The sequence below is a fragment of the Rhodococcus sp. CX genome (assembly GCF_015865005.1).
In the GTDB taxonomy this organism is placed as follows: Bacteria; Actinomycetota; Actinomycetes; order Mycobacteriales; family Mycobacteriaceae; genus Rhodococcus.
In genome coordinates this window covers 11,590-24,631 of record NZ_JADZGH010000123.1, presented here as the reverse complement: position 1 = coordinate 24,631, position 13,042 = coordinate 11,590, and the positions used below count along the sequence as shown (strand labels likewise).

Below are 13,042 nucleotides of genomic sequence, written 5' to 3'. Positions count from 1 at the left end.
GCGGTCGGCACATGGTCGAAGGAATTCTGGCCCCACGGCCGCGATGCCCAGTCGATCGCGTTCTTCAGCGCGCCCGGAATGGACCGGTTGTACTCGGGAGAGACGAACAGCACCGCGTCGACCCCCGCGATCGCTTCCTTCAGTGCCGTGCCCTCCGGCGGAAAGTCGGCGTCGTAGTCCGGGCTGTAGAGGGGCAGGTCCTTGATGGGGATCTCGACGAACTCGAGATCGTCCGGTGCCAACCGGATCAGAGCCTTCGACAGCGTCCGGTTGATGGACCGCGACGAGAGACTTCCGACGAAATAGCCGACGGTGTAGGTGGTCATGGGGGAGGCGTCCTTCCATGCTCGGGCAACCCGACGGGGAACTCCGCCCGAGTATCCGCCGATCGTGGTGCCGCCACGGCCCTTTCGGCCGATCCCGGCCGGCCCCCGACTTTCGGTCACCGTGACGGCAAACGGTGGCGGTGACCCGGCGGCGGACTAGCGTCGAGAGGGAACCAACCGGCATTTCGTGAGGAGCACCATGGATCTCGGCCTCGAAGGCAAGCGCGCGATCGTCACCGGAGGCAGCCGCGGTATCGGCTACGCGATCGCCCGGGCACTGGCGACCGAAGGGGCCGACGTCGTGATCGCCGCGCGCACCGCCCACGACCTCGAAATCGCCGCGAAGGCACTCGCCGACGAAACCGGGCGGCGGGTCGTCGGGATGCCCACCGACACGGGCGACCAGGACTCGGTGGACGCTCTCGTGGCGCGCACCGTCGAGGAGTTCGGCGGCGTGGACATCCTGGTCAACTCGGCCGCCACCCCGTGGAGTGCCAACGCCCCGACCGATTTTGCCGCGACCACCGACGATGTGGTCCGCCGCGAGGTCGAGATCAAGGTACTCGGCTACCTGCGGACCGCGCGTGCCGTCGCGCCGCACCTGATCGACCAGGGCTGGGGCCGCATCATCAACATCAGCGGCCTCGGGGCACGGGCGGCCAACTCGATCGCGCAGACCGTCCGCAACGTCAGCGTCGCCGCGCTGACGAAGAACCTGGCGGACGAACTCGGACCGCACGGCATCAACGTGACGGTCGTGCATCCGGGCCGGACCCGGACCGAGCGGCTCGTCGCACAGGTCGCCGCACGATCCCGGGAGACCGGGATTCCGGTCGAGGAACTCGAACGTGAACTCGCCCAGAACTCGCTGCACCGGCTGATCGACGCGAGCGAGGTCGCCGATGTGGTTGCGTTCCTGGCCTCCCCGCGCAGCGTCGGCATCACCGGCGACGCCGTCGCCGTCGGCGGCGGCGTACCCGGAGCGGTCTACTACTGATCCGCCCGCGCTCGGACACGAGAACGGCGAAGCCCCCGCACCGAATCGGTGCGGGGGCTTCGCCGTTCTCGTGGGCTGAGGTCAGGAAGCCAGGCGCGTACGGCCGAGACGCAGCAGCGTCAGCGCGAGGGTGTTGCCGTCCTTGCCGAGCTCGGTGAAGCGGTCCAGGACCTGCATCTCGTGGTTCTGGGCCTCACGCGAATGGCCGGTGGCCTTCGCCGCAACCCCGATCAACTGAGACAGCTCGCAGCGCCGCTTGATCACCTCGAGAATCTGGGCATCGAGTTCCTGGATCTCGTCGAACAGATGAGCCAGTTCGACATCGGCCGAAACGAGCTCGACCTCGGTCGAAGCGGCCTGCTCGGCGGTTTCGATGCCAGGCGAATCAAGCTGGACAGTCATGCAGATTCCTCCGGTCTCGTCTGAATCGTCACAGATTGTGTCGTGTCGATCGCCGAAGGTGTTACTCATCCGTACACAAAATTCTGCGTGTTGGTACGACGCCATCCGATTCCCCCCGGTGAAACTTGGTCTGAGCAGCATGAATACGCCAACTGACTCTCGAGTATGGTGATGATCACACTGGTGCTCGAGATGTTTGTGTGCATTATCCAGGTCAGTGGGACTACTTTGGCGGTTTCTCGACCAAATGTCCAGTTCCAAGCGTGTCTACCCGTCTGGAACGCCGCGCTGCGGTAGCGTTCGCGCCCAAACCGGCACCGGCCGGGGGCGGCGGGGTCCCCTGGCGCTTCCGGAAGGGGAATCGCAGTGGGACCGGCGTTCACAGGACGCGACGACGAACCGGAATCCGCGCCGTACGCCCCACCTCCGGAGCGACCCCCGGAATGGCCCGCCGACTCGTTCAACCGCCGGGTCGCCCTCGCGATCGGGTTCGCAGCCGTCTTCTTCGTCCTGGCGCTGTGGCGCGCCGGCACCGCGGCCGCCGAGTCGGGTGCGGTGACCCGGTTCTTCCTCGTCCTCGCGGCCCTCATGGGACTGACCGCCCTGTTCGGCTACACCTACTGGCGACCGCAGCGCGGAGCACCCGGTGTGCGGTTCGTGCCGGCCGGCGTCGCCGGTACCACCGAGGTGCGCTCGCGACGATCGGTGTTCGGGTTGCTCGTCGCGATGGTGGGATGTGCCGCCGCGCTCGCCGTCGGCGCCGCCGTCGAAATCTTCGTGTTCAGCAGCGGATTCCCGTGGGTGAGTCCCGTGCTCGCGCTGCTGGGCGTGCCGTGCGTGGCGTTCGTCGTCGAGGTCCTGCTCGGCCACATCCGCTCCGGTTCCCTGCTTCTGGGACCGGACGGGGTCCGGCAACGCGGCTGGACCGTGGAGTCCTATCTGCCGTGGGTGTCGGTGGCCGGGGTGCGCGCCGACCATCACGGCTACCCGGAATCGTGGGTGCTCGGCACCCCCACCGCGGCGTGGGCCAGGCGCCGCACCAGCCGCATCTTCCGCCTGGACCGGATGCCCGGGGAACCGATGATCGAAGTGGACTCGCGGCGGTTCGACATCGACCCCGTCCTGCTCCACCGGGTGCTCGAGTTCTATGCCCGCTTCCCCGAGATGCGGCGCGAGCTGGGCTCGCCACGGGCGGTGGAACGGATCCTGCGGCAGGACCTGAACGATCCTCACCAGCACTGATCGGTTCATCGCGTGAATACGAATGGGGATGGGGTATTCCGATCGCCGTCACGCGGGTAACTTGGATTACATGCGGTACTGGCACTGGGTGCCAGACGTAGCGAACGCTTCGAGCAGATGGGACAGGAAATGACCACACCGGAACCGATCGTCGTCGTCGAAGGGGCACGGACCCCGGTCGGCAGCTTCGGTGGCGTCTTCAAGGACGTACCGGCGCACGAACTCGGCGCCACCGCCGTCAAGGCCGCCCTCGAACGGGCGGGTGTGGCAGCCGAGGACATCGACGAGGTCGTCATGGGCTGCATCGGCCAGGTCGGCCCCGATGCCTACAACGCCCGCCGCGTGTCCCTCGCGGCCGGCATCCCGCAGTCGGTCCCCGCCTACACCGTCAACCGCCTGTGCGGCTCCGGCCTGCAGGCCATCTGGTCGGCCGCGATGCAGATGCGCTGGGGCGGCGTCGACCTCGCGGTCGCAGGCGGTGACGAGAACATGTCGCGCATGCCGTTCTACGACTACTCCGCGCGGGCCGGCTACAAGCTGGGCAACCACACCCTCGTCGACGGCACCGTCGGCATGCTCACCGACCCGTTCCACAACATCCACATGGGTGTGACCGCCGAGAACGTCGCACGCAAGTACGGCATCACCCGGGAGCAGCAGGACGAGTTCGCCGTCGAATCGCAGCGTCGCGCCGCCGAACCCGCCGCCCAGAAGGCGTTCGCCGAGGAGATCACCCCGGTCGAGATCGGCGGCCGCAAGCCCGTCACCGTCACCACCGACGAACACCCCAAGCCCGAGACCACCATCGAGACGCTCGCCAAGCTGCGCGCGGCCTTCGAGAAGGACGGCACCGTCACCGCCGGCAATGCGTCGGGCATCAACGACGGTGCCGGCGCGGTCGTGCTGGCCCGGCAGTCGGTGGCCGAGGAGAAGGGCCTGCGGGGCCTGGTCACCCTCGAGTCCGTCGCGACCGCCGCGATGGAACCGGAACTGATGGGCTACGCCCCGGTGCTGGCGCTGAAGAAGCTGTTCGAGCAGACCGGCACCACGCCGTCCGACATCGACACGATCGAGCTGAACGAGGCGTTCGCGTCGCAGGCGGTCGCCGTGATCCGCGACGCCGGACTCGATCCCGAGAAGACGAACCCGTACGGCGGTGCGATCGCGCTCGGCCACCCGGTCGGCGCGACCGGTGGCATCCTCACCGTCCGTGTCGCCAAGGATCTGGTGCGCCGCGACCTCGAGCTCGGCATCGTCACGATGTGCATCGGTGGCGGCCAGGCGCTGGCGGCGCTGTTCCGTCGCATCGGCTGACGAACGGGTGCGGTGGGAGCGCCGGTGCGCTCCCACCGCGAACCGCGGCTCAGATGCTGCGCGGCCGATCCGCCCAGTAGGGCTCACGCAGCGAGCGCTTGAGGATCTTGCCGGTCGGATTGCGCGGCAGCGCATCGACGATGTCGATGCTGGTGGGGCACTTGAACTTTGCGAGATGTTCGCGGGTGTAGTCGATAAGCTCGCTCTCCTTGACGGTGCTGTCCGGGGTCGGGACCACGACGGCCTTGACGGTTTCACCCCACTTCGGGTCCGGCACGCCGATCACGGCGACCTCCGCGACCTCGGGATGTTCGACGAGTACCCGCTCCACCTCGGGGCAGTACACGTTCTCCCCACCGGTGATGATCATGTCCTTGAGCCGGTCCTCGATGTAGACGAAACCGCCGTCGTCGACGCGACCCATGTCTCCGCTGCGCAACCAACCGTCGACGATCGCCTCCTTCGTCGCCTCCGGGCGGTGCCAGTAGCCCGGGGTGGTCTGTTCCGACCGCCACCACAGTTCCCCGACCGCACCGGGTTCGACGTCGGTGAGCGTGGCCGGGTCGACGATGCGCATCTCCACCCCGGGCAGCGGGGTGCCCGCCGACGCCATACGCGCGACCTGCGTCTCGTCGCGGTGCACCTCCGGCAGCAGCGCGGTGATCACCCCGGCGAGTTCGGTCATCCCGTACACCTGGACGAACTCGGTGTCCGGCCACGCCGCCAGGGCCGCGCGCAGCAGCGGCAGTGGCATGGGGGCGGCGCCGTAGGTGATGCGGGTGAGCCGGGAGAACGCCGCGATCGCCTTCTCGCCGGCAGCGAGCACCCCCGCGATCACCGGCGGCACCAGGAACGCGATGTTCGCGCCCTCCGCGAGCCCGCGGAACAGCGACGGCGCATCCGCCTCGCGGGTGAAGACGCAGCGGCGCCCGGCGTGAATGCCCATCGCCGCGTAGCAGGTGCCGCCCACATGGAACAGCGGCATCGCCACCAGCAGGCAGTCGTCGTCGGTGAACGGCAGCACCGACATCACCGCCTCGGCGTGCGCGGCGAGGTTCCGGTGGGTCAGCTGCACACCCTTCGGGTGACCGGTGGTGCCGGAACTGTAGAGCAGCAGCGCCGTGTCGTCCGCGGAGACCTGCGGCAGCACCGACGGCGGCTCGGAGCGCGCGATCAGCGGTTCGAACTCGTCGTCGTCCCCGCCGACCACCAGAATCTGCGGGGCCGCGGTGAGACGGTCCCGGATGGCGTCGATCTGCTCGACGAATTCGTTGCCCACGAACAGGATTCGGGGTTTCGCGTCGTCGAGTACGTAGACGAGTTCGTCGCCGGCGAGCCGGAAATTGGGAATCGCGGTGGCTGCGCCGAGCGCGGACGCGGCATACGTGACCTCGATGCAGGCGAGGTTGTTCTTGTCCACGAACGCCACGGTGTCGCCGGGGCCGACCCCGGCGTCGGCGAGGGCGCCGGCGAGGCGCGTCAGCCGCTCGTGCCACTGCGACCAGGTGTGGCTGCGGTCGAGATACCGCACGGCCTCGGCATCGGGCGTGGTGCGCGCCCAGTGCGCGACACGTTCGATCAGGGTGGGTCGGGTCGACTCGGACATCCGAAGAGCCTCCTTCTCGCCTGCGGCGCCGTGGGGGGCGAGCGCCGCGACATAGCCCAGAGGCTATAGAGGGCCGGTGCCGCCGTCCCGGGAATCGACGGACCCGCTGCCCGACCCGGATGCCCCGCGGTCGCGGGGAAGGGGGCTCAGTCCAGCGGGCGCAGGTGCCGGTTGTGGCCGTCCCAGTGCACGTGGGTGGTCACCGCCGAGCTGTCCTCGAGGCGCCGCACCTCGTAGATGTCGAGGGCGGGAACCTGTGGCACACAACCCCACAGGGCATGCCCGGTCATGACGAAGTCGATGTCGAGCCGGACCAGCAGGCCCATCAACTCGCCGATGGTCGGATCGTCGATCTTGGCGAACGCGTCGTCGAGCAGCACCAGCCGCAGCGCGCGGTCCACGTCCGGCAGGCTCGACAGATAGCCGTCGGCCGCGGCGAACAGCGTCACATACGACACGAACCGGGTCTCGCCCTGGGAGATCTTGGCGCGCTTGGAGATCCGCCGCTCCTGATCGGGTTCCGGACCCAGGATCGTCACGTCGACGGTGTGCCAGTTCCGGTAGTCCAGCGCCTGCGCGAGGTGCGCGGCGTACCCGGCGGACGGATCCGTCGTGTGCGAGGCCTCGACGCGCCGGCGCAACAGGTCGATCAGTTCCGACCCGTTGCCCGGCCCGGTCGGATCCGCCAGCAGCGCGGTGATGCGGGCGATCTCGTCGTCGCCGCGGTTGGGCACCCACCCGATGCGCACCCCGATGCCGTGGCTGGTGCGGCTCCCCGACAGGCTCGCGTTCATCGCGTCGACGAGTTCACCGGCGCGTTCGATGCGGCGCCGCAACTCGTCGGCGACCCCGCCGAGCACGAACCCGGTGAACACGTCCCGTTCCCGCTGGGTGAGCGCGCGCCTGCCTTCGTCGACCCGCGCGGTCACGTGCTCGAGGACTTCGGTCGGGGTGCCGTCGGCCCCCGCCCCCGAGATCCGGACCACGTGCACGCCGTCGTCGACCGTGTGCTCGACGTCGAGCTGCCCGGACACCGCCCGCGCGAGCTGCTGCAGCGCCGCGAGGACCCGGTTCTGACCGGCCGCCTTGACGGCGGGCAGTGCCGCGCGCACCGCGTCGGCGACCGCACGCACCGTGTCCGGATCGTCGGTGTGGGCCAGCGGGTCGACCTGCACGTCCGTGGCGGCGGCGATCGACGGCAGCTGCAACCGCGCGGACAGCGTGGCGGCCGCGGCCGCGAGTTCCTCCCGGTCGCGGACCAGACGCTCACGGATCGCCGAACAGCGTTCGCGCACCTGCGCGACGTCCTTGCCGAGCTGTTCCCGGTGCGCCTGCGTGCGGCGGCACTGTTCCTCGGTGCGGGCCTGCTCGGTGACGGAGCTGGACAGTTCGGCCTCGAGCTCCGCGACGCTCATCGCGACGGCTTCGTGCTGCGCCGCCACCACGGCGGCCTTGCCGTGCCACTCGTGCCAGCGGGCCTCGGCGACCGCCTCGGCCTCGACGCGCCGCGCGCCGCTGTCGGCGAACCGGTGGACGGCGCGGCTGTGCCGGTCGCGGCTCGCGCGCACGTCGTCGAGGCCGCGGGCGAGGTCGACGCATGCGCGCCCGGCGTCGGCGCACGCCTCGACGACCGCTTCGAGGGCCGCGACGTCGGACGGCATCTCGAAGTGCGCGCACGTGGCGCGGTGGGTGTCGAGGTCGGCGGACCAGCGGGCCCGTAGCTCGGCGGCCCGGTCGCGCGCCGCGACCGCCGCCTCCGCGCTGCGCCTCGCGCGCGCCTCGTGCTCGCGGGTCCGGATGCGGGCCTCGCGCAGCGCGATCGACCGCGGTGCCGTCGGCAGGTGGGTGTCGAGGTCGCGCCGGTCCTGTTCGAGAGCGCGGCGGCGCTCGGCGCGCTGCGCGGCGGCGACCTCGACGGCGGCGAGCTCCGCGGCGATCTCGTCGAGACGCTCGGCGTGGCGGCCGGGTGCGTCGGGGTCGCCGGGGTGGTGGCCGCCGATGAACCGGGCTTCGTCGGCGGTGTGCCGTCCGCGCAGCACCCCGTTGTGCCAGCGCCCGTCGCGGGACACCGACGCGATCGCGCCGGCGTCCTCGAAGCCGATCGCGGCGAGCACCGTCGCGATCGCCGTCTCCGGCACCGGGGCGGTGGGGGAGGGGACGAGCACCGTCGACAGCGGATTCCGCGGCGGTTCGTTGCGGGGCGAGACGAGGACCTGGCCGGACTGGGCGCGCAGGCGGCCGTCGCCGTCGACGGTGGCGGTGAGGAGACCGGCGGCGAGCAGTGCCGCTTCCACCCCGGCCCGGTCGTCCACGCCGAGACTGTCGGCGAATTCGACTGCGCGCCACAGGGGTACACCGTCGTTCTCGCGTCGCCACGGGGCGTCCCCGGGTGCCTGCTGCCGGTCCGCTTCGAGGGTCTTGCGTTCCTCGAGCAGCGCCGTGCGGATGGCATCGGCGTCGTGGTCGGCGAGTTCGAGTGCGGCGAGTTCGGCGGCGATGCCGTCGCGTGCGGCGCGGGCGGCGGTATCGGGGAGCCGGTCGAGTTCGGTCAGCGCCGCGTCGGCGTCCGCGCCGCCGGTGCCGGTGAGCGCCTCGAGATCCGTGGCGAGCACCTGCAGGAGTTCGGGCCCGTCCTGTTCGACCGTGGGCAGCAACCGCACGGTGCGGGGATCGGTGATCCAGGCCCGCCAGCGCCGGTTGAGGTCGATGGCGGCGTCGTCCCGGACCCGGGTCGACTCGGCGAGCTCGGCGCGGTCGCGTTCGGCCTCCCCGGCGGTCCGTTCGGCGTCCGCCTCGGCGGCGTGGACGGTGCGTTCGGCGGCCTCCAGGCGGCGGGCCTCCTCGAGCCGCCGCCCGGCACGGTCGCTGCGGCGCTGCGCGGCGATCGCCGCGTCGTGCGCGGCGTCGCGCGCCGATTCGAGGTCGTCGGGCCGCAACTGCAGGTCCGCGACGGCCGGACGCACCTGCGCGGCCGGCACGGTGTCGCGGTCGGTGCGGACCGGTTCCATGCGCGGCGGGGCGGTGTCGACGTGCAGCAGCAGTTCGGTGGGGAGGGCGGTGTGCGGCATCGACGCCGCGCCCAGGCGTGCCTTCGCCTCGGCGAGCAGCTCGGCCGAGCAGGACACCGCGGCGGTGAGCTCGTCGACGTGCTCGGCCGCGACGTCGGCGTCGACCTGTTCGTGGTGCCTGGCCCGGGCCGCACTGTCGAGTGCCTGTTCCGCGGCGTCGGCGAGGGCGGCGACGGTGGCGCGGCGCTGCGCGAGATCGTCCGCGTCCCGGAACAGCGGGCGCGACTCGAGGCCCCGGACGGCGCGTTCGAGTTCGTCGAGCTGGTCGCGACGTTCCCGCAGGCGGGTGTCGGCGGCGGCGGACTGGGCTTCCATATCGGCGGCGTCGGCGTCGGCCTCGGCGAGTTCCGCCGTCGTCGTCGCCACCCGGTCGGCGGCGTGTGCCGCGGCGTCGGCGGCCTCGCGCAGCACGTGCGTCGCGTAGCGGCGGTACACCTCGTGGAACTGTTCGAGATGTTCCCGTGTCTCTTCGAGATGTTCCTGGGCGGTGCGGGTTTCGGTGAGCCCGTCGAGACGGTCGCCGGCGGTGGTGAGCAGGTTCTCGCTCAGCGGCGGCAGCGCGTCGGACAGGATCTGCGGCAGTCGCCCCTCGTCGATGCGGTTGCCCACGTCGGGGGAGCGCAGCGTGTGCAGCAGCTGCAGCAGGCCGGTGTACCGGTCGCGTCCGGATTCGCCGCGCAGACCGAAGACTTCGGCGCGGACGGTGTCGCGGTGCTCCTCGGGGCTGCGGGTGACGCGGTCGGCGCCGACGGCGGCGATCAGGTCGTCGCGCGAGAGCGGCATCCGATGCTCGTCCACCAACGTCAGATCGTGGCCGACACGCAGGCCTGTGGTGAACAGGTGCACCTCGCTGCGATGCGCGGCCGCGCTGTAGCGGATGTGCGCGCCGATCGTGAAATATTCGTCGGGGCAGGCGAGTTCGATCCACAGATAGCCGACGCGGTTGTCCTGGTCGCCGGCGCCGGTGCGCATGAGTTCGTCGAGGTTCACCTTCCCGGCACCGGTCGCGTCCATGCGTTTGCGGTCGCCGTCGAGCAGATACGGCAACAGCATCTCGAGCGCGCGGGACTTGCCGGAACCGTTGGTGCCGCGCAGGATCAGCCGACCGCCCGAGAGCGTGAACTCGGTGTCCAGGTAGTGCCAGACGTTGACGATGCCGGCGCGCGAGAGCCGCCACCGCCGGGGATGGTGGGCCGGAGCGATCGAGGCGGAGGGTCGGGTCATGGCGCGGGTCTTTCGGTGTCCGTGTGTGTTTCGGTATCAGGTCGTTCGGCGGCGGTGGGGCGGTAGCGGGCGGCCGGGGCGTGCAGCACGAGTCCGCCGCCGTCCGGATGGGCCAGGTGCAGGTCGGACAGCAGATCCGTGATCTCGCGCCGCAGGGTGTCCGGGTCGCGCACGTACCGGGCCCGCCAGTCCCGCGCGTGGGTGGACACCAGGCTCGCGATCGCGGCGTCGACCGCGGCCGCGGAGATCACCAGATCCGCGCCCGGGGTCGGTTCGTGCTCCTCGATCAGCGACGAGATGAGAAGCAGTGCGGCCTGTTTCAGGGTTCCCGGCCCGGGGAACGACAGATCGGTGAGGGTGCCGTCCGCGTCGTACGCGAGGGCACCTTCGGTGCGGACCTCGAGGGTGAGCCCGAAATCCTCGTCGAGCCGGTGCGCCAGTTCGACCCGGTCACGGTGCAGTTCGTCGAGCTCGTCCGGGGCGAGGTCGTCGCGTGCGACGACCGGATCCTCGACGAGCCTGCGGTACAACCGCACCCGCGCCGGGACCGGCGGACCGCCGGCGTCCGGCGCCGGTGCGAGCACGTGGGCCAGCAGCGGGCGGTGCACGTCCAGCACCCCGTCCTCGCCGTCCCCGGCAGCCCACCGGTCGACGATCCCGGCGTCGTCGGTCAGCACACCCCAGTCCTGCAACGCCCGCAGCGCCGCCACCAGTTGCCGCCGGTCCGCGACCGGATCGGACCCGGCGATACCGAGCGCGGTGGCGTCCGCGTGGACCTGCTCGGCCAGTGCGGAGACGAGCACGTGATCGCCGATGCCCGGAGCGAGAAGGGCCGCGCACACCAGCGCCAGGTGGGCGTAGGTCGCGGCGCCGAACGGTTCGCCGCCGTCGCGCAGCAGCGGCCGCGGCGGTGTGCCCGGGGCCGGGGCGGCCTTGACCAGGCGCGCGAACGTCGGTTCCACGACGAGGGTGTAGCCGAGGCGGCTCGCGAACATCGTGCGCAACGCGGTCGCGTGCCGCCGGACCAGCGCCAGGGCGTCCGGGTCGCGGCCCGCGGTGAGAATCGGCTGCTGCAGCAGGGTGCGCGCCGCGTCGCGGCGTCCCGTCGCGTCCTGCGCGGCGGTACCGGTGCCGGTCGTCACAGGGCACTCACCTGCCACGAATCCACGGCGGTCGCGCGCAGCAGCACAGCGTGCACCGTCAGATCACCGTCCGGGCCGTGCACCACGGTGTCCGGTCCCGGCGCGGCGTGCAGGCACAACCCGAGGTCGCTGTCCTGCACCCGCACCGCGGTGTCCAGGGTGCGGTGCTGCGCGAGCAGCGCCGCGAGACGATCGAGCAGCAGTTCGCGTGCCGCGGCGGACACGGTCGCGCCGTGCAGGTCGCCGGCGGCGACCAGTTCGGCCGCGGCGGCACGGCGCGCCTCGGTGTCGGCGTGGGCGAGGGCCGCGATCCGCCTGCGGTCCGGCGTCGGGTCCGGCACGCGGGCGCTGTGGCCGCGGGGAGACCGGTCCCCGCGTTCCCGCAGCGACACCGGCACCGGTACCGGATCGGCGTCCCACCACGAGGTGCCCGGCCCGATCCGCGGGTCCGGCTCGTCGGGGCCGAGCAGCAGGTGCCGGCTCGGGTAGGCGGCGAAGTTCGCGGCGAACAACCGGTGCGCCTGCGCATCCGAGGATTCCGCGAACCGTCCGGCCAGCGTCAGCAGATCGGCACGCCGTGAGCCGCCCGCGCCGGTGGGCGCGAGCCGTCGTCGGGTGTGACCGAGCAACCGGCCCAGCGCCTGCCCGGCCGCCTCCCGCAACTGCTTCGGCCCGGCATCCGCGGCGTACCAGGCGGCGAGCTCCTCCCAGTCGCCGCGGGTGCGGCCCGCGGGCCGCGCGACCGGGATACCGTCCGGAACGGGCGGGCCGGGAAGTGCCGCGAGCAGCGGATCGAGCCGGGGGATCAGCGCGTCCAGACGCGCCGCGATGACCGGGGTGTGCCGGGCGACGTCGCCGTCGAGCAGATCGACGTATTCGAGCAGCAACGTCTTGAGCCGGCCGAACTCGTCCCCGGACAGATCGAACCGGGCCAGCACGTCCGCGAGATACGCGTAGAAGTCGGCGATGCTGTCGGTGAACGTCCGATGGTGCGTGAACACGCTGGTGACGAGACCGGACACCGCCTCCGGGTCGGTGCGGGCCGTCCCCGGCGCGTCCGCGAGGCCGGCGAGATCCTCGGCGATCAGACCGAGCACCTCGCGGGCCACCTCGCGGGCACCGTCGCGCGCGGTCAGGACGGCGGTCGCCTCGCGATGCACCCGGCCGCCGAAGACGGACACCCGGAACCGATCCCGATCGGTGTCCGTGTCGACCCCCGCCGGCCGGGTCGCCGTCAGGTTGCCCCACTCGACGAGGCGGCGGCAGCGTTGCTCGACGACCTGCGCGGTCAACGGCCTACCCGGGATGCGGTCGGCGATCTCGGCGGCGGACAGATCGGAGGCGAGCGTGTCGCAGAGACACGCGACGATCGCGAGATAGTCGTCGGCGTCGTCGTCGGCGAGGTGGCGGAACAGATCGCGGCGGCGGTTTTCGCCCATGCCGTGCCTACCTCCCCACCCACGTTCGACGTACGGACAGGCTAACGGGGGACCGAAGACTTGGACCACCCGGTGCGGAAAACCATTGCCGGGGGTCGCGGCCCCGGAGATAGTGCGAACCGGCCGGTGCGACGACGCGCCGGAACGCGCACATCCAGGAGCACCGAGCGATGACACCTAGATCCGGGTCCCAGGCAGTCGAACGCGCGATCGCCGTGCTGGCGTGTTTCGACGGCGGCGACACCGAACTCGGACTCGGTTCGCTGGCCGTGCGCACCGGGC

General features: G+C 71.4%; 9 protein-coding genes. 3 read left to right on the top strand and 6 right to left on the bottom strand.

Annotated features, from left to right (window positions below):
* On the bottom strand, window positions 1-326 hold a 326-nt coding region (locus I0Q12_RS32765; protein ID WP_231610586.1), incomplete at its 3' end, for an NADPH-dependent FMN reductase.
* Between the two features lie 199 nt (window positions 327-525).
* On the opposite strand from I0Q12_RS32765, the gene I0Q12_RS13370 reads away from it, so the two are divergent.
* Entirely contained in the window at window positions 526-1,323 is a 798-nt protein-coding gene (locus I0Q12_RS13370) for an SDR family NAD(P)-dependent oxidoreductase (RefSeq protein WP_197252379.1), read from the top strand.
* 81 nt (window positions 1,324-1,404) lie between these two features.
* On the opposite strand, the gene I0Q12_RS13365 is transcribed toward I0Q12_RS13370, so the two are convergent.
* Window positions 1,405-1,794: a chorismate mutase gene (locus tag I0Q12_RS13365; RefSeq protein ID WP_374068693.1), complete on the bottom strand. Its 390-nt coding sequence runs from the start codon at window positions 1,792-1,794 to the stop codon at window positions 1,405-1,407.
* Between the two features lie 297 nt (window positions 1,795-2,091).
* Here I0Q12_RS13365 and I0Q12_RS13360 point away from each other — a divergent pair, with 297 nt between their 5' ends.
* Window positions 2,092-2,967: a hypothetical protein gene (locus I0Q12_RS13360; protein ID WP_231610577.1), complete on the top strand. Its 876-nt coding sequence runs from the start codon at window positions 2,092-2,094 to the stop codon at window positions 2,965-2,967.
* Window positions 2,968-3,096: 129 nt separating this feature from the next.
* Entirely contained in the window at window positions 3,097-4,281 is a 1,185-nt protein-coding gene (locus tag I0Q12_RS13355) for a thiolase family protein (RefSeq protein WP_197252377.1), read from the top strand.
* A 49-nt stretch (window positions 4,282-4,330) separates the two neighbouring features.
* Here I0Q12_RS13355 and I0Q12_RS13350 read toward each other — a convergent pair whose 3' ends face one another.
* The 4 genes from I0Q12_RS13350 to I0Q12_RS13335 all read right to left on the bottom strand — a co-directional run bounded on the left by I0Q12_RS13350 (window position 4,331) and on the right by I0Q12_RS13335 (window position 12,760).
* Window positions 4,331-5,887 carry a long-chain-fatty-acid--CoA ligase gene (locus tag I0Q12_RS13350; protein ID WP_197252376.1) on the bottom strand — a complete coding sequence of 519 codons (1,557 nt, stop codon included), beginning with the start codon at window positions 5,885-5,887 and terminating at the stop codon, window positions 4,331-4,333.
* Window positions 5,888-6,033: 146 nt separating this feature from the next.
* On the bottom strand, window positions 6,034-10,179 hold the full coding sequence (locus I0Q12_RS13345; protein WP_197252375.1) for a TIGR02680 family protein: 4,146 nt from the start codon (window positions 10,177-10,179) through the stop codon (window positions 6,034-6,036).
* On the bottom strand, window positions 10,176-11,321 hold the full coding sequence (locus I0Q12_RS13340) for a TIGR02678 family protein (RefSeq protein ID WP_197252374.1): 1,146 nt from the start codon (window positions 11,319-11,321) through the stop codon (window positions 10,176-10,178). Before I0Q12_RS13340 ends, I0Q12_RS13345 begins: the two co-directional genes overlap by 4 nt.
* Window positions 11,318-12,760 (bottom strand): DUF2397 domain-containing protein, encoded by a 1,443-nt coding sequence (locus I0Q12_RS13335; protein WP_197252373.1) that lies wholly within the window; start codon window positions 12,758-12,760, stop codon window positions 11,318-11,320. Before I0Q12_RS13335 ends, I0Q12_RS13340 begins: the two co-directional genes overlap by 4 nt.
* Between the last annotated feature and the right edge of the window lie 282 nt (window positions 12,761-13,042).

Bases quoted from the DNA above. Each gene is read 5' to 3' on its own strand.
- I0Q12_RS13345 (WP_197252375.1), bottom strand. From the start codon at position 10,179: ATGACCCGACCCTCCGCCTCGATCGCTCCGGCCCACCATCCCCGGCGG.
- I0Q12_RS13365 (WP_374068693.1), bottom strand. From the start codon at position 1,794: ATGAGTAACACCTTCGGCGATCGACACGACACAATCTGTGACGATTCA.
- I0Q12_RS13370 (WP_197252379.1), top strand. From the start codon at position 526: ATGGATCTCGGCCTCGAAGGCAAGCGCGCGATCGTCACCGGAGGCAGC.
- I0Q12_RS13335 (WP_197252373.1), bottom strand. From the start codon at position 12,760: ATGGGCGAAAACCGCCGCCGCGATCTGTTCCGCCACCTCGCCGACGAC.
- I0Q12_RS13350 (WP_197252376.1), bottom strand. From the start codon at position 5,887: ATGTCCGAGTCGACCCGACCCACCCTGATCGAACGTGTCGCGCACTGG.
- I0Q12_RS13355 (WP_197252377.1), top strand. From the start codon at position 3,097: ATGACCACACCGGAACCGATCGTCGTCGTCGAAGGGGCACGGACCCCG.